At 71.2% G+C, this 19,592-nt stretch carries 16 protein-coding genes; 10 read left to right on the top strand and 6 right to left on the bottom strand.

Annotation, left to right across the window (positions count from 1 at the left end; all coding sequences use genetic code 11):
- The first annotated feature begins 70 nt into the window (after positions 1 to 70).
- Together ACWGIG_RS15475 and ACWGIG_RS15470 are read left to right on the top strand one after the other, a co-directional pair.
- The gene (locus ACWGIG_RS15475) at positions 71 to 1,141 is read left to right on the top strand and encodes a GntG family PLP-dependent aldolase (protein WP_453322096.1); all 1,071 of its coding nucleotides are present in this window, start codon (positions 71 to 73) and stop codon (positions 1,139 to 1,141) included.
- A complete protein-coding gene (locus tag ACWGIG_RS15470; RefSeq protein ID WP_453322095.1) occupies positions 1,135 to 2,424 on the top strand; it encodes an MFS transporter in 1,290 nt (429 codons plus the stop codon). The genes ACWGIG_RS15475 and ACWGIG_RS15470 overlap by 7 nt, the downstream gene beginning before the upstream one ends.
- Positions 2,425 to 2,643: 219 nt before the next feature.
- On the opposite strand, the gene ACWGIG_RS15465 is transcribed toward ACWGIG_RS15470, so the two are convergent.
- The 4 genes from ACWGIG_RS15465 to map all read right to left on the bottom strand — a co-directional run bounded on the left by ACWGIG_RS15465 (position 2,644) and on the right by map (position 6,375).
- Positions 2,644 to 3,369 (bottom strand): ribosome-inactivating family protein, encoded by a 726-nt coding sequence (locus ACWGIG_RS15465; RefSeq protein WP_453322103.1) that lies wholly within the window; start codon positions 3,367 to 3,369, stop codon positions 2,644 to 2,646.
- A 524-nt stretch (positions 3,370 to 3,893) separates the two neighbouring features.
- A complete protein-coding gene (locus tag ACWGIG_RS15460; protein ID WP_453322094.1) occupies positions 3,894 to 4,583 on the bottom strand; it encodes an SMI1/KNR4 family protein in 690 nt (229 codons plus the stop codon).
- Positions 4,584 to 4,803: 220 nt separating this feature from the next.
- Complete coding sequence (locus ACWGIG_RS15455; protein ID WP_453322093.1) at positions 4,804 to 5,145, bottom strand: hypothetical protein; 342 nt, start codon at positions 5,143 to 5,145, stop codon at positions 4,804 to 4,806.
- 459 nt (positions 5,146 to 5,604) lie between these two features.
- Positions 5,605 to 6,375, bottom strand: coding sequence for a type I methionyl aminopeptidase (gene map / locus ACWGIG_RS15450; RefSeq protein ID WP_453322092.1), 771 nt, complete (start codon positions 6,373 to 6,375; stop codon positions 5,605 to 5,607).
- A gap of 688 nt (positions 6,376 to 7,063) precedes the next feature.
- Here map and ACWGIG_RS15445 point away from each other — a divergent pair.
- The gene (locus tag ACWGIG_RS15445; RefSeq protein ID WP_453322091.1) at positions 7,064 to 10,054 is read left to right on the top strand and encodes an AfsR/SARP family transcriptional regulator; all 2,991 of its coding nucleotides are present in this window, start codon (positions 7,064 to 7,066) and stop codon (positions 10,052 to 10,054) included.
- Positions 10,055 to 10,133: 79 nt separating this feature from the next.
- On the opposite strand, the gene ACWGIG_RS15440 is transcribed toward ACWGIG_RS15445, so the two are convergent.
- Entirely contained in the window at positions 10,134 to 10,346 is a 213-nt protein-coding gene (locus tag ACWGIG_RS15440) for a hypothetical protein (RefSeq protein ID WP_453322090.1), read from the bottom strand.
- Positions 10,347 to 10,727: 381 nt separating this feature from the next.
- On the opposite strand from ACWGIG_RS15440, the gene ACWGIG_RS15435 reads away from it, so the two are divergent.
- Positions 10,728 to 11,624: a hypothetical protein gene (locus ACWGIG_RS15435; RefSeq protein ID WP_453322089.1), complete on the top strand. Its 897-nt coding sequence runs from the start codon at positions 10,728 to 10,730 to the stop codon at positions 11,622 to 11,624.
- A gap of 257 nt (positions 11,625 to 11,881) precedes the next feature.
- On the opposite strand, the gene ACWGIG_RS15430 is transcribed toward ACWGIG_RS15435, so the two are convergent.
- Positions 11,882 to 12,916 carry a hypothetical protein gene (locus tag ACWGIG_RS15430; RefSeq protein WP_453322088.1) on the bottom strand — a complete coding sequence of 345 codons (1,035 nt, stop codon included), beginning with the start codon at positions 12,914 to 12,916 and terminating at the stop codon, positions 11,882 to 11,884.
- Between the two features lie 378 nt (positions 12,917 to 13,294).
- Between ACWGIG_RS15430 and ACWGIG_RS15425 the strand changes: the two genes are divergently transcribed.
- The 6 genes from ACWGIG_RS15425 (at position 13,295) to ACWGIG_RS15400 (ending at position 19,483) form a co-directional block, all read left to right on the top strand.
- Positions 13,295 to 14,512 carry a M16 family metallopeptidase gene (locus tag ACWGIG_RS15425; protein ID WP_453322087.1) on the top strand — a complete coding sequence of 406 codons (1,218 nt, stop codon included), beginning with the start codon at positions 13,295 to 13,297 and terminating at the stop codon, positions 14,510 to 14,512.
- Positions 14,509 to 15,321: a hypothetical protein gene (locus ACWGIG_RS15420; protein ID WP_453322086.1), complete on the top strand. Its 813-nt coding sequence runs from the start codon at positions 14,509 to 14,511 to the stop codon at positions 15,319 to 15,321. The genes ACWGIG_RS15425 and ACWGIG_RS15420 overlap by 4 nt, the downstream gene beginning before the upstream one ends.
- Positions 15,315 to 16,391 carry an ABC transporter ATP-binding protein gene (locus ACWGIG_RS15415; RefSeq protein ID WP_453322085.1) on the top strand — a complete coding sequence of 359 codons (1,077 nt, stop codon included), beginning with the start codon at positions 15,315 to 15,317 and terminating at the stop codon, positions 16,389 to 16,391. Before ACWGIG_RS15420 ends, ACWGIG_RS15415 begins: the two co-directional genes overlap by 7 nt.
- Positions 16,388 to 17,155, top strand: coding sequence for an ABC transporter permease (locus ACWGIG_RS15410; RefSeq protein ID WP_453322084.1), 768 nt, complete (start codon positions 16,388 to 16,390; stop codon positions 17,153 to 17,155). Before ACWGIG_RS15415 ends, ACWGIG_RS15410 begins: the two co-directional genes overlap by 4 nt.
- Positions 17,156 to 17,194: 39 nt before the next feature.
- Positions 17,195 to 18,004 carry an ABC transporter permease gene (locus ACWGIG_RS15405; protein WP_453322083.1) on the top strand — a complete coding sequence of 270 codons (810 nt, stop codon included), beginning with the start codon at positions 17,195 to 17,197 and terminating at the stop codon, positions 18,002 to 18,004.
- 219 nt (positions 18,005 to 18,223) lie between these two features.
- Positions 18,224 to 19,483 carry a nucleotide sugar dehydrogenase gene (locus ACWGIG_RS15400; protein WP_453322082.1) on the top strand — a complete coding sequence of 420 codons (1,260 nt, stop codon included), beginning with the start codon at positions 18,224 to 18,226 and terminating at the stop codon, positions 19,481 to 19,483.
- Positions 19,484 to 19,592: the final 109 nt, after the last annotated feature.

Genomic DNA, 19,592 nt, shown 5'->3' with positions numbered 1-19,592 from the left:
CCCCTGCCCTTCCCCCTGTTGCCCCTGCTCCCCCCTGCTCCGACCCACCAACCGTAAGGAACCTCGGCCCGTGAACCACGTCATCGAACTGCGCAGCGACACCTTCACCCTGCCCACCCCCCGCATGCTCCGCGCCGCCGCCGAGGCTCCGCTCGGCGACGACGTCTACGGCGAGGACCCGACCGTCACCGAGCTGGAGGAGACGGCGGCCAAGCTGCTGGGCAAGCCCGCCGCGGTCCTGATGCCCAGCGGCACCATGGCGAACCTGACGGCGCTGCTCACCCACAGCCCGCGCGGCGGCAAGGCCGTCGTCGGCGCCGAGTCCGACATCTACGTGTACGAGGCGGGCGGCGCCTCCGTGGTGGGCGGCATCGTCTACGAGCCCATCAGCGCGGCCGAGGACGGGACCCTGCCCCTGGACGCGGTCGCTGCGGCCTGCACGGTCGACGCCGAGGACCCGCAGTTCGCGCTGCCCGCCGTACTGAGCCTGGAGACGCCGCACAACCGCCGCGGCGGCATCCCCCTTTCCCCCGACTATCTGGCGGCCGCCGGGGCTCTCGCCCGCGAGCACAAGATCGCCTTCCACCTGGACGGTGCCCGCATCTTCAACGCCGCCCTCGCGCTCGGCGTGCCGGCCGCCGCCCTCGCCGCCCCGGCCGACACGGTCCAGTTCTGCCTGTCCAAGGGCCTGTCCGCCCCGATCGGATCGATGCTCGCCGGTGACGAGGCGTCCATCGCCACCGCACGCCGCTACCGCAAGATGCTGGGCGGCGGCATGCGGCAGGCCGGCATCATCGCCGCCTGCGGCATCGTCGCGCTGGAGGAGATGGACGACCGCCTGGCCACCGACCACGCCCACGCCGCCCGGCTGGCCGAGGGCCTGGCGGGCGTGTCCGGACTGCGGCTCGACCCGGAGCCCCCGCGTACGAACATGGTCTTCTTCACCGTGGACACCGACGCCACCCGCCACACCACCGAGTCCCTCATCGCAGGAGCCGGGTCCCGCGGCGTGCACCTCGCGGAACTGGGCCCCGGCCGACTCCGCGCGGTCACCCACTCCGGGGTCACGGCCGACGACATCGACCGTGCCGTCGAGACCCTCGCGGCGGTCCTGGCCGCCGCACCCATTCCCGCATGGTGAGCGAAGCGACCGAGGTCCGCACGCCACGATCCCCGTCCCTCTGGCACCACCGGGCGTTCCAGCTCTTCTGGGCCGCCGACTCCGTCAGCCAGTTCGGTACGTACATCGGCAACACCATCCTCCCGCTGGTGGCCGCCACGACGCTGGCGGCCACCCCCTTCGAGATGGGCCTGCTCAGCGCCGCCGAGACGGCCGGCTACCTCCTGATCGGCCTGCCCGCCGGGGTGTGGGTCTCCCGCGTACGCCAGCGGCGCCTGATGAGGCACGCCAACACGGTCAGAGCGCTCCTGCTCTGCACCGTTCCGGTGGCCTGGTGGTACGACCTGCTCACCACCCCCCAGATGATCGTCGTCGCCCTGCTGTGCAGCGTCTGCGCGGTCCTCTTCGACGTCGCCTACCAGTCCCACCTGCCCGTCCTGGTCCGCCGCGACCAACTCCTCGAAGGCAACGCCCGCCTCCAGTCCAGCCAGTCCCTGGCCCAGATCACCGGACCCGGCGCAGGCGGCACCCTGGTCCAACTGGCCGGACCCGCCTACCCGGTGCTCGGCACCGCCGTCGGCTATCTCACGGCCGCCCTGCTGCTGCGCCGCATACGCGAGCCGGACCCGCCGGCCCCGGCCGACGGCCCCCGCGTCGCCCTGCTCACCGAGATCCGCGAGGGCCTGCGGTACACGGCCCGCACCCGCACCCTGCGGGCGATCACGGCCTGCACCGCCACCGCCAACTTCTTCAACGGTGTACTCGGCGCGGTGCAGGTGCTCTTCCTGACCTCGACGCTCGCCCTGACGGACGCCGCGGTCGGCGCCGTCCTGGGCGTCCTGGGCATGGGCGGCCTGGTGGGCGCGCTCTGCGCCCACCAGGCGGTACGGCGGCTGGGGCAGGCGCGGGCGGTGTGGCTGGTACCGCTGGTGACGTTCCCCTCCCTGCTGCTCGTCCCGCTCGCGGGCAGGGGGGTGCTGCTCGCCCCGGCCCTGGCCGGACTGTTCGTCACCGGCTTCGGCACCGTCGTCTACAACGTGGCCCAGGTGAGCTACCGGCAGGTGATCTGCCCCGAGGACATGCTGGCCCGGGTCAACGCGACCGTCCGCTTCCTCGGTTTCGGCGCACTGACCCTCGGAGCACTCCTCGGGGGCGGGCTCGGCGAACTCGCCGGCATCCGGCCCACGTTGTGGATCGCCGCTGCCGGCACGTCCCTGGCCGCGCTGTGGGTCGTGTGCTCACCGCTGCGCGGGTTGCGGGACTTCAGGGTGAAGGGCGGGGCGATGGATGCCGGAGCCGAATGAGCGCGATCGCCACGACGTGCATTGCGCCGGAATCGCGAAGAGGGGTTCCGCGGGGAGAGCCTCACTGCGCCGGAATTCTCGTGAGGCGTGCACGACGCGAATTCACGAGTCCTCCGGCGCAGTTCCCGTCCATCACTCGAAACGACCGCGCGACGCCGGGAATTCACCGCTCTCAAGCGGCAGCGGAGCTATGCTGTGCCCGCGCCACTCCAGAAGTGATCAGCCTCGGCCTTTTGCCCACAGGATGGAGAGTCTGCGCTCGGGGGAGTTGGCAGGTCCGTACCGGAAGTCGTTGAGACTGCGATAAACGGAACCGTCGACCTTGACCTCTTCCCCGGACCCGTTCGCCAGCAGGTCGTTGGCCAGCGTGGAAAGTTTGCCCCATTCCTGCTCCAGGGCGGCTCCGAACGACCCGAGGTAGTCAAAGCCGTTCTCCGAACCACCCCTGATGGTGTTGGATATGCGGTTCTGAATCCATCCGAAACGTACCGCTTCCGAAGTGGCTCCAATTATCTTCGCCATGTGCTTTCCGTACTTGTCGGAACTGGGCTTGGAGCTTCCCAGGCCGGCCAGTGCGCTGAGGTGGCCGTTCAGCGTGGCCCCCTGGAAGTTCTGGTCCTTGTGGCCCCGCCAGGACTGACTCGCCTTCAGGTCACCGTACTGTCCGCTGTAGCCGAGGGTGGTGAACCCGCGACTGCCGTTACTGGGATAGTGGGCCCGCACCACGGACTCAAGCTGCGTCGAAGTGGACTCGTCGAACCGGTAGTTGTAGCCCTTCGACGTAAATCCGACCATGTACAGGTCATGCGCCGTGAAGTACAGCGTCAAGTCGTGTGTGGACCCTTTCCACACCTCGACGGCGATGAACTGATTCTTCGTCGTCGTCGTGGTGCCCACACCGTCAACGACCTTTCTCCCTGATATGTCGCGGAGCCGGTGAACCATTTGGTCGTAATTGCCTGCGGCAAGCGGGTTCGGGGAGTTTTCAAGCCCTGAGATGTTCCATTGGAACATGGTGAACGGACCCGTGGGAGTAGCGTGAGCGGCAGGCGCCGAGGTGACCTGTGTAAGGCCACATACGGTCAGGACTGCGCAAATCCACACCGCGACCCTGCGCCTCAACTGCCCGTGTCTCCATGTCATTTGATTCACCCTTCGCATAGATCTGTCGGGTGCCTATCATCGATGCAAGAGCTAACGTTTCACGTGCGTTTGGCTAACGCGCGACCGAAGCGGAGCACGCTGACGCAAGCCAACGAAGAAACCCCTGGCAGACGGGTTTTCGACCAGGATCACCCCTGCCCACCAGGAGCTTCGCGCACGGGTGTCCCGGCCCTCGATCAATCCGTCCAGCCGCACCCTGCGGTTCCTGGCCGGACAATTGACAAGCAGGCGGCAGGAGACCGGAGCGCGGTGGCGCCCACGCGCCCTCTGCCGTGACTGAGCGCAACACACGGCCCGAATCCGCCTCAGATGTTCGTGGACGGTTGGTCTACGACGAGCTCCGCCGTGCGCAGCCAGTCCATGTACCAGCGAGTGAAGGTGAGCGGCTCACCGTTCTGATCGAGGAGCGGAGCGAGGTCAACGTCATCTGCTCGGCAGTCGGACCAGATGGTGCCCCGGTGAGTACCGCTGATGACCAGCCACTCCCTCTGGGCGCAGCCGAGGTGGGAGATCACGATGGCGCCGGCGGTGCGCCCGGGGGCAAACATCAGGGCTTCCCAGCGTTCGTCCCACGCTTCGATGGCGTCGTCGAAGTCCTCGATCTCGTCGAAGTCCTCTTCGTCAGGGCGTACGGCGAGCAGCGCATCGAGGACCTTGGGGTCCGGACCGTGGTCAGGAAAGGGCTGGGCAAGCAGGGTGGGATCGGCCAGGTCGGCGCCGTCTCCTTCCCAGCGCCAGCGGCCCTGCACACGGCGCACGGGGAAGAGACCGTACGCAGGACCCGCGCCGCCGACGCCCACGCAGGTGAGGAAGCCCCGGTAGTCATCCGGCAACCGCACGCCCATCTGCACTTCGAGCTCGGCAAGACCGTCGTCGGTCAGGGGGTCTTCCAGGACCCACCGGTGCCCCAGCGAGCCGAACACCTTGTCACCGGCGGGCCGGGCACCCAACGCGAGCACCCGCTGACGGACACCACTCCACTGATGATCAACCATGCGCAGACCGTACGCGGGACCACTGACAGCGCAGCCGGCCAGAGGGCACTCGCACTCTGCGGGTGTGACCATCAGTCACCACTGGAGTCCGTGCGGACTCAGCGGTGGTGCTCGATCTCGATGATGGTCAGGTACCGGTCGGCCAGGGCGTCGGCCCGTTCTCGAAGGCGTACTACGACCGGAGGAGGAGAGGGGTGGCGGGGAGGAGAGGGGTGGCGGGTCATGGGGAGGGCGGGCGCCGGGAATCATCCTCCGGCTTCGGCGGGTACTCGATCCGATCGGGCTGCCAGTACCAGTCCTCTCCCTGGTGGACCGTCCGGCCAGGCCGAGGGCTCGGGCCGCCGTTTCGGCCCGCGTCCCAATGAATGAAGGCCACCACCGCGACGAAGAACAGGACCATGCAGAGGGCGGTCCACGCCATCGGATCGCCCTCGGCAAGCCGTGGCCCGCCCGTGGTCCAGAGGAAGCGCCCGAGCCGCCAGACCGCCATCACCAGCACGTACCCAAGCCCCAGGCCGAAGGGCAGGAAGACCAGCCCGAGTCCCAGGCAACCCTTGTCCACGTTCCCACGCCGCATCGCTGCCCCCCCCCGTTACGCCCGCTCTTTGTCCCCGAGTCGGGGCGTACCCCGTCCCGGCGTCCCCACACCGGCGTCCTCGAAGACCGAGCTGTTCACGACGGGAGCCTTCTTGCGCTGATCGGGGCGCCGGTGCCCGGCGGTTCGGGCCTGCGCATGAGATCCAGCCCCGCTGGAAAAGTTGCTGTCGCTGTCGACCGCAGACGTCGAAGTGCTGTCGGTAGACGTGAACATCGCGACAGTGCGCGCTGAGGCGCCGCGCACTGCCACGAGCGGCTCATGTCCGGGGTCCGGTGCCTGGGCCGCCCAGGTCCACGGCTCCTACCTGCGGTTTGCCGCTGATGTTCCGAGTGGGGGAGACAGGGAGAAGGATGTCAGCACTGTCGATGACGTGTTGGCGGCCTTCGTCCGTGCCGCACCGATCAAGGGGAATGGTGCAGTTGCTCATCTCGGCAGGGTGAGGATCTCGGCTCCGTCGTCCGTGATGGCGATCGTGTGTTCGCTGTGTGCTGTGCGGCAGCCTGTCGCGCTGCGGAGTGTCCATCCGTCGGGGTCGGTGACGAGCTGTGCGGTGTCCGCCATGACCCACGGCTCCAGTGCCAGCAGCAGCCCGGGGCGCAGCTTGTAGCCGCGGCCGGGCCGTCCGGTGTTCGCGACGTGCGGGTCCTGGTGCATCGTTGATCCGATGCCGTGGCCTCCGAACTCGGTGTTGATCGGGTACCCGGCCTCGCTGAGGACGGTCCCGATGGCGTGGGAGAGGTCACCGATGCGGGCTCCGGGTCCGGCAGCGGCGATGCCCGCGGCCAGCGCGCGTTCGGTCGTGCTGATCATTGCGACGCTCTCCGGCGGCTTCGTGGGGCCGACGACGAAGCTGATGGCGGCGTCGGCGGCGATCCCGCTCCTGGAGACGGCGAGGTCGAGGGTCAGCAGGTCGCCGTCGGCCAGCGTGTAGTCGTGCGGCCGTCCGTGGAGGACGGCGTCGTTGACGGCCGTGCAGATGTAGTGGCCGAACCGGCCGCGTCCGAAGGACGGGGCGTAGTCGACGTAGCAGGAGAGCGCTCCCGCGTCGGCGATCATCTTCTCGGCCCACCGGTCGATGTCCAGCAGGTTCGTGCCGATGGTGCTGCGGCTCTTCAGCGTCTGCAGGATGTGACCGACCAGGGCGCCCGATTCCTTCGCTCGGGCCAGCAGGGTGGGATTCAGGATCTCGATCATGCGGCGTCCTTCACATGCAACCAATAACTATACCGTCATTACTATACCGGTTCGAGGTTCGGGCGTGCAGGCCGGCCGTACGACGACACCGCCTTCCTCTCGTGTTCCTACTGGTCGTGCCTGCCCCGCCCCCCGCCGATGCGCCCGAAGGGTCGAGCGCATCGAAGAATGGCGGATTCATGTCCCCAGTGGGGGCAGGGGCTATGGTGCTTCCGGTCGCCGTCGTTGCCGGTGAGGCAGCAGAGGTGCCCACTGCGCTCAAGAGGGGCGGCGTCGTGCGTCGGCCACACCCGGGCCCAGGCGCCGCACCCACAGCCCGCGCCGGGCGTTCATCACGTGAGTGGACCGGGATCGCCCGAGGCAAATCGCCTCACCTGGGTTGGTCCATTTCCAGCCAACGATACGGGCGGAGGAGCGCGGCGGAGAGGGCTTTCTGTGGTGGTTGGGCGGTGGATAGCGGCCTTGGGCGTTAGTGAGTTGTTAGTGGGGCGCCAGCGGGCGGTGCGATGATTGTGTGCAGGTGAGGAGCGTGCTGTGCCACCCTGGCGGTCGCCGTTCCGAGCCGGAGTCCCAGTTCTTCCCCGGGGGAGCCGTGGTAGTTCTGCGGGGCTTCGAGATTTCCCTTCCGGGGCGGTAGCCGCGAGGGGCCCGTCGCGTCGTGGTGACGTACGAAAGGACGACGTGATCCATGGGGGACTGCATCTCGTTCGCCGTGCTGGGGGCCGTACGAGTCGTACGCGGTGAGGCTGCCCTGCCCACGGGACCTCCGCAGCAGCAGGCCCTGCTGGTCGCGTTGTTGCTGCGGGCGGGCCGCGTGGTGCCCGCGCACGAGCTGATCGCCGGTGTCTGGGGCGAGGAGGCCCCGGACTCGGCCCTTTCGAGTCTGCGTACCTACGCCTGGCGGCTGCGCCGGATCGTGGAGGAGGAACGTTCCGCCCCCAAGGTCCTGGTGTCCTTGCGCGACGGCTACCAACTGCTGGTGCCGCCGCACTCGGTGGACGCCCTGTACGCGGAGGCACTGGCGGCCGACATCACGCGGGCCAGGGCGACGGGACAGGAGGAGGAGCGCGGCAGGCTGCTTGCGCAGGCCCTGGGGCTGTGGCACGGCGAGCCCCTGGCCGGAGTGCCGGGACCGTTCGCCGAACAGCAGCGCGCGCGGCTGGGCGAACTGCGGCTGGCGCTGGTGGAGGAGCAGTTCGCCCACGACCTCCAGCAGGGACGGCACGCGCTGGTCATCCCCGACCTGATCAGCTACACCCATGAACACCCGCTCCGGGAGCGGCCGTACGGACTGCTGATGCGGGCCCTGTACGCCGCCGGGCGGCAGGCCGACGCCCTCGCGGCGTTCGGCCGGGCACGCGAGGTACTGGCCGGGGAGCTGGGCATCGACCCCGGTCCGGAACTGCGGGAACTCCACGAGCGGGTCCTCGCCAACGACCCCCGGCTCATGGCGCGCACCGCCCGGGAGCCGGCCGGGGCCGCCGCCGGGTCCGTGGTGGCCGAGCCCGCGCAGCCCAAGGAGTGGGCCGAACCTGCCCGCCCTGCCCAACTGCCCGCCCACATAGGCGACTTCATCGGGCGGGCCGGCCAGGTGCAGGCCCTTCACCAGGTCCTCGCCGACCCCGCGCGCCGCTCGCTGGCCGTGGTGTCCGTCACCGGCATGGGCGGCATCGGCAAGAGCACCCTGGCCCTCCAGGTCGCCCACCTGGCCAAGCCCGACTTCCCCGGTGGCCAGCTCTACGCCGACCTGCGGGGCAACGGCCTGGAGCCCGCCGACCCCGGGGCCGTCCTGGGCAGCTTCCTGTCGGCGCTGGGCATCCCCGGCGAGTCGGTGCCCACTTCGGCCGAGGACCGCGCCCTGCTTCTGCGGACGACGCTGGACGGGCGCCGCATCCTGGTCGTACTGGACAACGCCCGCGACCCCGCGCAGGTCAGGCCCCTGCTGCCGGGGTCGTCGGACTGCGGGGTGATCATCACCAGCAGGGCCATGCTCGCCGGCCTCTCGATCACCGCGCAACGGGACCTGGGCGTCTTCGACACGGCCGAGGCGCTGGCCCTGCTGCGGGCGATCGTCGGCGCCACCCGCATCGACGAGGAACTGGAGTGCGCCACCGAACTCGCCCGTATGTGCGGCCACCTGCCGCTCGCGGTGCGCATCGTGGCGGCGCGGCTCGCGGCCCGGCCCCGGTGGCGGGTGTCGACCATGACCGGCCGCCTGGCCGACGAGCGCCTGCGCATCGGGGAACTGCGCGCGGGCGACCTGGCCGTGGCCGCCGCCTTCGAACTCGGTTACCGCCAGCTGACCCCGGCCCAGGCCAGGGCGTTCAGACTGCTGGCACCCGTGGCGCGGCAGGGCATCGTGACGGCCGCCGCCGCCGCGGCGCTGGGCCTGGAGGAGTACGACGCCGAGGAACTGCTCGAATCGCTGGTGGACGCGGCCATGCTGGAGGCCCCGTTGCCCGGCCGCTACCGCTATCACGACCTGGTGCGCTCCTTCGCGCTCCAGCTCGTGGTGTCCGAGGGTGCGGCGGCCGACGAAGGAGCGCGGTCACTGGCGCGGCTTCTGGACTTCCTGCTGGCCGGGGCGTGTTCCGCGTTCCAGGCGATGGTGCCGGGCGATCCGGTCGGGGCGATTCTCGTCGGCGGGATGGGGACGGGCCCGCGCTTCGCCTCGCTCGCCGAGGCGCGCGCCTGGGTGATCGAGGAGTTCGACTGTGCGGCGGGTACGGCGACCCTGGCCGCACAGGGCCCGCCGGGCGGCGACGCCCGGACCCTGCGTACCGCGAGCGATCTGCTGGTCGCGCTCAGCCCGTTCGGCCCCGACATCCCGTACCTGCAACTGGCCTCCGCGGCACGGATGGTGGCCGACGCGGCGGCCCTGCGCGGCGACGACCAGGCGGAGGCCCGAGCCCGGTTCGTCTGCGGCAACGCCGCGCTCCAGCACACCCAGTTGGAGGAGGCCGAACTGCACTCCAGGCTGGCGGCCGAGGCCTGCCAACGGGCCGGGGACAAGGCCATACTGCGGCAGATCCTCAACGATCAGGGCCTGATCGCGCAGTGGCAGCAGCGTTTCACGGACGCGGTGGGATTCTACGACCGGTCCATCGAGCTGGCCCGCGAGCTGGGCCACCGCTCCGGGGAGCTGAACTCGGAACTGAACGCCGCCCACGCCCGGGTGCGCAGCGGCCGGGCCGCCGAGGCGGTGCAGGAGTGCGAGACCGCACTGGAGCGACTGCACGCCGTACGGGACCCGCGCGGCACTTCCTACGCCTGGTACGTCCACGGCATGGCGCTCTGCGAGCTGGGCCGGCACGCGGAAGCGGTCACGAGCTACACCGCGTGCCTGGACGTCTGCGCCTCGGCCCGGCTGCGGGCCAGGGAGGCCCAGGCGCGCTTCCGGCTCTCCGACAGCCTGCGCTGTCTGGGGCGTCACGACGAGGCGCGGGCGGAGGCCGAACAGGCCCTCTTGCTCAGCGAGGAACTCGGTGCACCGCGCGAACGGGGCCACTGTCTGCTCGCCCTGGCGCGGGTACTGGCGGTGACGGGTGAGGTCGAGCCGGCGCTGGACCGGGCCCGCCAGGCCCACGAGGTGTTCACCCTGCTCGGGCTGACCGACGCGGAGCAGGCCGGGGAGCTGGTGCGCGCGCTGGAGACCGGCGCGGGGGCCGTCCACGGGTGATACGGGTGAGCGGCCCGGCATCCGTGTGCCTGGCCGCTCACGCATCACACCCGTCAACTCCTCGTGGTGAGCGGCCGGTTCAGCCCTGACTGTTCCAGTCCGTCGGGTCCGAGGCGCTGTTGCCCGGCGTGCCGGCGGTGTCCCCGGGGCCGTCGGCGAGGATGGACACGCCGCTCTGCGGGGAGGTTCCGTCCTGGGTGGCGGTGCTCGCCGACAGGATCGTGAAGGCGCATCCGGCGGCGAGGACCATTGCGGTGTTGCGCAGGATCAAGGGCTTGAAGGAAGTCTTCATGGATGCCGTCCGCTCCGTGATCGGTGCCTGATGAGAGGAGAAGAGCCAGTAGGACCTTGTCCGTCCCGGTGGCTCGGCCACAAGATTCCTCCCGGCCGATCTACAGGCCATCTACAGCGCATGTGCGCCCCGGCATCGGTCGGCGGCCGGTGCGTGGAGTCGGCGTATATCGCTGCCGTGCAGCATGGCTCGAACGAGGTCCGGCAGCCTGACCTGCGGCGGTTCAGTTCCTGCGGGCAGGCGTGCGGCCCCCGTGCCATCACCGCAGCCGTCGGCGTCCGGTGCCGGCCGACAGGTGGGAGCAGTGGCGCCCGGTGGAGTCCCTGTCTGCTCGTATACGGGCCGGGGCCACGACCCCGACCGGGAGAGGAACAACCGAACATGGACACACAAGAGGCGAGCCTCGCGGCCTCGGAGGCCGAGGCCAGGGCTGCGCTCGTGTCACGCAGTGGCGGCCCGGCGCTCGACGCGAGGGAACTGCACCTGCGGGCGCAGGAGTTGGTGCCCGGCGAGATCGACGCAGGGTCCGACACCGAGACGGTGCTCGCGGCCCTCGCGGGGTACGCGGCGAAGTGTCCCGAGCCCGCCGGGCAGGCCCGTTGGGGTCTGGATCTCGTCTCGGGCGCACTGCGCCGGTCGGTGACCCCGGAGGCCGGCACCCCGGTGTCGTACGCGGCGGGACTGACCTGGGTGGGCGCTCTGGAGACCGCCCTGGCCCAGCACTGCGAGGGCCTCCTCGCCCGGCGGGTGGCCTCCGCGGGGACCCGTGTGCCCCGGTTCTCCCTGGAGGACGAGCGGGACCAGGTCGCTCCCGCGGGAGGCGGCCGTCCCGCCGGGGGTTCCGCGCAGGACGGTTCGGCCGCGTCGGAGGAGCTGCTGCGCGACCTGCGTGCGCAGGGGGAGCCGGTGGTGCACGATCTGACCGCTCTGCTGTCCCTGCCTGCCTGTGCACTGCGTCTCGCCACGGGTGGCGGGGCGACTGCGGGGCAGGACACCGTCGTCGCCACGGGTGCGACCTGGGCGGCGGCACTGGGCACCGCCGTCGCACGGGTGCTGGCACTGCGGGCGCCCAAAGGCCCGGCCCCGCACACCATCCCCGCCGTCGACCCGGACCGTGAACTGGGCCCCGTCCGGATCGCTGCACACGCCCAGTGGTCCACCTCGCTGGACGCCCTGTGCGCCGCCGGTCACAGTCCGGTGGCACAGCTGCTGGACCACGACATCCGGCTGAGCCGCGTGCTGCCGTACGTGGTGCGGATCGTGCTGCCGGCGAAGTGACGGCGCGGAAGTGACACCCCGGAGGTGACGCCCTGGAAGCGACACCCGGCATCGACACCACGGCGGGTTCCCGGGCGGGTGCTGTCGACGGTGGGTGCCGGGCCGGACCGGACCGAACTGTTCCAGTTCTACTTGCTGCGACGCGCCGAGGTCGGCCGAGTCCGCACGGTCCTGTGCCTCCCTCCCTCTGACGCGGGCGGGAGGCACGGGAATTGCTGTCTCCGATTTCCGATGACGGACCCTTCTGCCGTATTGCGTCACCAGGGAATGACGGCCTGCGGATAGCGCGCCTGGGTGGCCTCCGCCAGTTCCATGGAAACGGAAAGAGAATCGACCATCAGATACCCCCCGGTGGGACACCGCAGCACGATCATGTCGTCGTTCTCCTCGACGGAAACGGCGGCGCTGCCCATTTCCTCACCGAGGAAGAACCCGTACCGCACCCGGGCCGCAGCCGCGTCCCCGGCCGGTTCGGACCGCGTCCGGCGCGCCTGCTCACGCTCCGCGTCGGCGCTGAGCGCGCCGGCGGCCCACCGCGCGGCGGGACCGGACAGTGCCGGGATCCCGCAGACCCGTCCGGCCAGCTCGTGGACCTCGGGCGCCAGCCTCCAGTCACAGGCGGCCCGGAGCAGCCCGGCGTGCCGCTCCACCGGCAGCGCGTCGAACAGCACCGCGGCGTCGACCAGGTCGCGCCCGCGCAGCCGCTGCTGGAAGAGCTCCTCGGCGATCAGCAGGAGTGAGGCGACCACGGGGTCCTGCGGGCAGCGCGCCCGCAGCGGCACGGTCGTCCCGTTGCCGACGAAGGCGGCCGTCAGGAACTCGATCGCGTACGGCGGGTCCAGGTCGGACCGGGGCGAAGGCCAGTTGAGGGCGACCGCCCAGTGCCGGTGCCCCCCGCTCTCCACCATGCTCACGCGCGCCTCGTCGACCGGTACGGACGCGACGACCGCCTCGACCGCCGCCCACAGTTCCTCCGCCCCTGACATGAGCAGGTCCACGTCCCGGCTGGTGCGGTGCACCCCGTCGGGATAGTGCCGCTGCACGGTCGCACCCTTGAGCACCTCCGCGTGCCCGTGCCGGCGCGCCAGCGTGACCAGCCGCCCGTATTCCTCGCGCCGGGCCCGTTCGGTCTCCAGCATGGCCTCGCCCAGGGCGCCCAGCCGCAGGCCCTCCGCAGCGGCCACCGAGCACACGGTGGCCGCCAGCCGGTGCTCCCGGCGGGCGGCCCGCTCCAGCACCAGGGCCGGGCGGATGTCCTGCGCGACGCCCAGCACCGCGCGCAACGTCTCCATTGACAACTGCACTGTCCACTCCAGCCGTTGTTTCTCGAACGGGCACAGGCGGCCAGCGTAGAAGTGCCGGGGGCCCGGCGAGGAGGGCGGATTTCCGTAAACGGAAGAAATATTTACGGGCCGCCGGCAAGCGGGTGCGGACGTGGACCTGCGGAATACGGAAAGGGGCATTGCCCGGTGCGTGCGGACTGCCTAATGTCGATCTCGTTCCCAACCGGTAAATGCCGTAGGAGGCAATCATGAACCACGTTTCTCTGCTTCGTCCGCGTCTCGACAAGGTGAAGCCGCAGGGTCGCTGAACCCCGCTGGATTCGAATGCCGCCACCCTCGGGGTGGCGGCATTCCCCTTGCACGGAGAACTCTTCAAGGAGGGCTGTTGTGTACGAGTTCAGGACGGTCGAAGGCCCGGTTCCCGTCGTCTCACTCATCGACGAACGTCTGAGCACCACGACCATCTGCCTGGCGTCCGGTTACGGATCGCGCCGGGACCCCGAGGGGGAGTGCGGCCTGGCCCATGTGCTGGAGCACGTACTGATGTCCTCGCCGGTGGGCGGCGTCCCCTCGCTCAGCGAGCACGTCGAGCGGCTCGGCGGACACGCCAATGCGGAGACCGGCCTCGACCGGATGCTCTTCTACGCGCAGGTGCACGCCGACGACGCCGACGAGATCGCAGGCCTGCTCCAGCAGGCCGTGCTGCGGCCGCACTTCGACGCACGGACACTGGAGCGGGAGAAGCGCGCCGTCCTCCAGGAGCTGGCCGCGGCGGCGGCCGACCACAGCGACACGGTGCAGGACGCCTTCCTCGCCCACCTCTTTCCCGGGCACCCGCTGGGGCGCCCGGTCGGCGGCACGACGGCCGAGGTCGGGCGGATGGAAGTGGCCGCCGTCGCGGCGGGCCACGCGCGACGGCTGCTGACCGCACCGCTGTCGGTGATCGTGGTGGGCCCCCGGACGCCGGAACCGGTCGGCCCGGCCGCAGCCGGCGCCGGCCCTTCGGCGCAGTCCCCGGCGGTCCCCGTCCCGCCCGCACCGCTCGTGCTCCCGGAGCCGGGCGAGCCCGAAGAGCCGCACTGGCCCGACGAGTTCGCCTGGGTGTGCGCGGGCGCCCGGTCGGTGTCCAACCACGACCCGCGCCGCCCGCACTTCAACGTACTGGCTCAACTGCTCGGTTCCAGCCCGTCCTCCCTGCTCTACCGCAGACTGCGCGGGGATGCCGGGCTCGCCTACGCCTTCCAGTCGTGGAACCGGGGCTACGCGGAGACCGGCGCCTGGCGCGTGCTGATCGGCGTCGAGCCCGGCAACGGCGACGCGGCCCTCAAGGTGGTCCGCACGGCACTGGAGGAGATCGCGGCCGACGGTCCCGGCGCCGACGACCTCGCCTCGGCCCGCCGTCAGGCCCAGATGCGCGTCCTGACCTCGCTCGACACCCCGCTGGAGTGCGCCCGCTTCCTGGCCATGCGCAGCGGGGGCCCGGCCGGCTGGTCGCCCGCCGCGGAGGTCGAGGCCCTGACCCGTGTCGAGGGCGCGGACATCGCCGCGGCGGCGGCCCAGGTGCTCGACGGCTTCCGGGCCGTGGTCAGGCCGGAGTCCCGGTGAGCACCGTCGAGGACTACCTGGGCCGGGCCGGGGTGGCGGGGCTGTTGGACGAGGTACGCGGACACCCTTACGTGGCCGACCGCTACGACGACCCCATCAGCGGCGCGCGCCAGGTGCTCGTCGAGTACTGCGACCCGCGGCTGACCGGCGACCCGAGGGCGCTGAACGCCCTGCGCGAGCGGCTGCGGGAACGCCATCCGGCCGCGGAATCGGTGCTGTTGCGGCTGGCCGGACAGGCGAGCCTGCCCGCACCGTGGTCGCCGCGGCTGACCTACCTCCGGTACGAACGGTCCGAAGGCGCCGAGAGGCCCGAAGGGTCTGCCGGGGTGGTCCCCGAGGTCCCCGAGGTGCCCGAGGTGACGGTGCGGCCCGCCACCGCGGACGACGACGAGCGGGTGCACGGCTGGCTCGTCCAGGCCTTCCGCAACGCGTACCCGGAACAGGAGGTGGACCCGGCCCACCCCGCCATTGAAGCGATCATGAAGACCCTCGGCCGTCTCTCGTTCATCGCCTGCGCGGGGGGCACCCCCCTCGGACACGGCACGGTACTGACCCAGGAGCGGGACGAGGTGAGCGGCGAGCCCTTCGCCGAGCTGGTCGACATCCTGGTCGACGACGCGGCGCACCGCCGCGCCGCCACCCAGGCGTTGGTGGCGGCCGTGGCTCGGGCGACCCCGGGCCTGCGGCTGTGCGGAAACGTCGTGCACCCCCGGGAGCCCGGTGCGGCCCGGCGGTCCGAAGAAGTGCTGAGCATGCTGCTGCGTACCCACTGGTCCACCGACCACCGCTTCTGGGAGAGCACATGGTGACGACCATCGGGCTGATGACCAGAACGCCGTGGGCGTCGGCCGGGTACGCGGCGACCCTCGGATCGGGCCGGGAGCACGGCCACGACGACGAACGACAGCGGGAGAGCGCAGTGGTGGACGCGATCGTCACGGAAGACCTCGGCCGTTCCTACACCGACCGGCGGGGCCGCGCGGCGAAGGAGGTGCACGCCCTGCGCGGGGTGAACCTGCGGGTGGGCCCCGGAGAGGTGCACGGTCTGCTCGGGCCGAACGGCGCCGGCAAGACCACCCTGTGCAAGGTCCTCTCCACCGTCCTGGAGCCGACCTCCGGGACCGCCCGGGTGCTCGGCCACGACGTGGTGCGCGACGCGCGGACCGTACGGCGGGGGATCGGGCTCGTCCTCGGCGGCGACCGGGGCCTGTACGGACGCCTGGACGCGCGCGACAACCTCTGGTTCTGGGGCTCGATGTACGGGCTGCGCGGCCGGGCGCTGCGGGAGAGGTCGGAGCAACTCCTGGAACGGGTGGGGCTCGCGGAGCGGTCCAGGTCGCGGGTCGACACCTTCTCGCGGGGCATGAAGCAGCGCCTCCACCTGGCCCGCGGGCTCATCGGCGATCCTCGGGTGCTGATCCTGGACGAACCCACCGTCGGCATGGACCCCGTCGCCGCGCGGGACTTCCGCGCGCTGATCGCCGAACTGCGGGCCGAGCGGCGCGCGATCCTGCTCACCACCCACGACATGGCCGAGGCGGCGGCGGTCTGCGACCGGGTCACCCTGATCGACCGGGGCGCCCTGATGCTGACGGAGAGCCCCGGCACCGTGGGGAAGCTGCTCTCGCGCCACGAGCGGGTCACCGCCGAGGACGTACCCGCGGCGCTCGTCACCTCTCTCCAGGAAGTCGCCGGGGTCCTCACGGTGCACCACGAGGACGGGCGGCTCCGGGTGGAGACCCGGGACGCCGCCGCGACCTCCGCGGTGCTGACCGTCCTCGCCGGTGCGGGCGTGCACCGCTTGAGCACCGCGCGCCCGGACCTGGAGGAGGTCTATCTGCACCTGGTGGGCGAGCGCGGCATGGCGGTGTCCTCGTGAGCCTGTTCCTGCTGTCGCTGCGCTTCCAGCTGCGGCTCGCGCCCCGCTCGCCGGTCACCCTCCAGGTGTGGTTCACCGTCCCGCTGTTCACCGCCGTCTTCCTGTCGATCGCCGACCACGCGGGGCGTACGGACATCAGCTCCTACGCCGTGGTGGCACCCGCCCTGATGGGACAGTGGGCGCTGGCCCTGGGCATCGCGGGCGAACTGATCACCGACGAGCGCAACCAGGGCACCCTGGAGGCCCTGGTGGCCACACCCGGCAGGCTGTCCGTGGTGATCCTCGGGCGGATCAGCGCGGTCAGCCTGCTCGGGATGTCCGCCATGGCGGAGGCCTGGCTGGTGGCGGGGGTGTTCTTCGACCGCTGGCTGGCGGTCCCGCACCCGCTGGTCCTGGCCGTGGGCCTGACGGCCACGGCGGCGGCGATGGCGGGCACCGCGAGCATCCTCTCCCCGCTGTTCGTCCTGATGCCCTCCGCCCGCATCGTGCAGAACACCCTGAACTACCCGGTGTTCCTGCTCAGCGGAGTGCTGGTGCCGCTCACGACGCTGCCGTGGTGGATCCGGCCCGCGAGCGGCCTGATCTTCCTCAGCTGGAGCGCCCAACTGCTGCGCGACGGCCTGTCCACCGCCGCCATGGCGCAGCCGCTGACCCAGCTCGTGGCGATCTCCGTGCTGGGCCTCGCCGGCTGCGTCATCGGCGCGCTGCTGCTGGCGGCCGTGCTGCGACGGGTCCGCAGGACCGGCACCCTCAGCCACACCTGACGAGCCATCAGCCATACCTGACGAGCCGGGAGAGCCGACATGTACCCACCCCACCCCCGGGCACCGCAGCTCGCGCGGGCCGGTCTGCGCAACGCCCTGGCCGACTTCCGGGCCACGTACACCTGGAAGAGCTGGCTGTTCGGCTGGCTCGGCAGGATGCTCGCCCAGGTGGTCTTCTTCACCGGGATCGGCCACGTCCTGGAGCAGCCCGGCGCGGTGCGCTACCTCGCCGTCGGCAACGCCCTGATGACCTGCGTCATCGACACCATGGCGGTCGTGGCGAGCACCAGCGGCGAACGCCGGGCCGGCACCCTGTCCCTGCTGGTGGTCAGCCCCGCCGACCCGGTCTGGGTCTTCGTGGGCCGCAGCCTGCACTGGCCGGTCAGCGGAATCGCCACCTCGCTGGTGGCGCTGTTCGGCCTCGGCCCACTGTTCGGCGTCTTCTGGCAGCCCGCCCAGATCCCGCTGGTGGTGGTGCTCGTGGCGGTGACCGCCCTGACCACCTACTGCGTGGGCCTGTTCCTGGCCATGGTGGTGCTCAGCGCGCCGCGGCTGCGCAACGTGGCCTCCAACTGCGCCTATCTGTCGATGATGGCCTTCTGCGGGGTCCAGGTGCCGTCGTCCTACTGGCCGGACGCCGTGTACGGCGCGGCTCGGGCCGTGCCGCTGACCCACTCGCTGCAGGCGCTGCGCGCACTGGCCGACGGCGCGGCGTGGACGGCACTGGTGGGGCCGGTGGCGCTGGCGGTGCTCACCGCGCTGGGCTGGCTGCTCGCGGCCTTCGCCGTGTTCCGCTGGCTGGTCGCGGTACCCGCGCGCAGGTCCGGAACCCTCGACCTCTCCCACTGAATTGCCGCAGCGGAATATCCGGGGGCCGGCTCTTCCGATTCCCGGCCGGGGCGCAGATGAATTTCCGGTTCGTAAAAGCGCAAGTAGCTCGCGGCCGGTGCACAGCGACAGTAATCCTGGGCGAACCTCATGGGGCGAACACAGAAAAGCGCCATGGGGTGAACGCAGGAAAAGGCCGCCCGGAAAGGGCGGCCCCCGCAACGGGAAGGGGTCCTGGCCGTGGCCGGACAGTACGATCTCGCCGTCATCGGACTCGGCTACGCCGGGCTGCCGCTGGTCACCGAGGCGGCGCGCAACGGGATGCGCGTCGCGGGGCTCGACCAGGACCCGCTCCGGGTGGCGACGCTCGCCGCCGGCGCCTCCTACGTCGACGACATCAGCGACGAGGAGGTCGCGGCGGCCCGTGCGCTGGGCTTCGACCCCACCACCGACCCCGACGTCCTCGCGGCGGCCGACGCCATCGCCATCTGCGTACCGACGCCGCTGCGCGACTGCGTGCCGGACCTCACCGCGGTCACCGACGCCACCGCTCTGATCGCGCCCCGGCTGCGGCCCGGCGCACTGGTGGTGCTGGAGTCGACCACCTACCCGGGTACCACCACCGAGGTGCTGCTGCCGCTGCTGGCCGCGGGTGGGCGCACGGTGGGGCGGGACTTCCGCCTGGCCTTCTCACCGGAGCGGACCGACCCGGGCAACCCGGCCTTCGGCCTCGCCAACACCCCCAAGATCGTGGGCGGGGTGACACCGGAGTGCACGGCGGCGGCCGTCGCGCTGTACGAACGGCTGGTCCAGAAGGTGGTGACGGTCAGCACCCCCGCGGCGGCCGAACTGGCGAAGCTGCTGGAGAACACCTACCGACAGGTCAACATCGCGCTCGTCAACGAACTGGCGGTCTTCTGCCACGGGACAGGGGTCGACGTCTGGGAGGTGATCGACGCGGCGGGCACCAAGCCGTTCGGCTTCGAGGCCTTCCGGCCCGGGCCAGGGGTGGGCGGCCACTGCATCCCGGTCGACCCCGGCTACCTCGCCTTCCGGGGCCGCAGTCTGGGCCATCCGCTGCGGATCACCGAGGCCGCCCAGGAGATCAACAACCGCATGCCGGAGTACGTCGTCGGGCGCATCACCCAGCTCCTCAACGACCGCAGCCGCAGCATCCGCGGCGCCCGCGTACTGCTGCTGGGAGCCACCTACAAACCGAACGTCTCCGACGGCCGCGGGGCACCCGCCGTCCCGATCGCCCAGCGGCTGCTGGCGCTCGGCGCCGACCTGCGCTTCCACGATCCGTACCTCTCCCGGATCGACGCCGGCAGCGCCACCCTGACCAGGGTCGAGTCGCTCACCGACGAGGTGGCGCGGGCGGACCTGGTCGTCCTGCTGCAGGCGCACGCCCACTACGACCTGCCGGCGCTCGCCGACACGGCGCCGCTGTTGTTCGACACCAGCGGGAGCGTGGTGGGCAGGCAGGTCGTCACGCTCTGACCCCGCACCCTCCGCTCAGCGCGGTCCGCCGGTCCCGGCGGGGGCGCAAGCCCCCGCCGGGCCCTTTCCCTTTGCCGCACTTCTCCCGTCTGCGGAGATCGGAAAATAC

Source organism: Streptomyces sp. NPDC054863 (assembly GCF_053610825.1).
The sequence above is the reverse complement of the archived record's forward strand: the minus strand, read 5'-3'. Positions and strand labels throughout refer to the sequence as shown.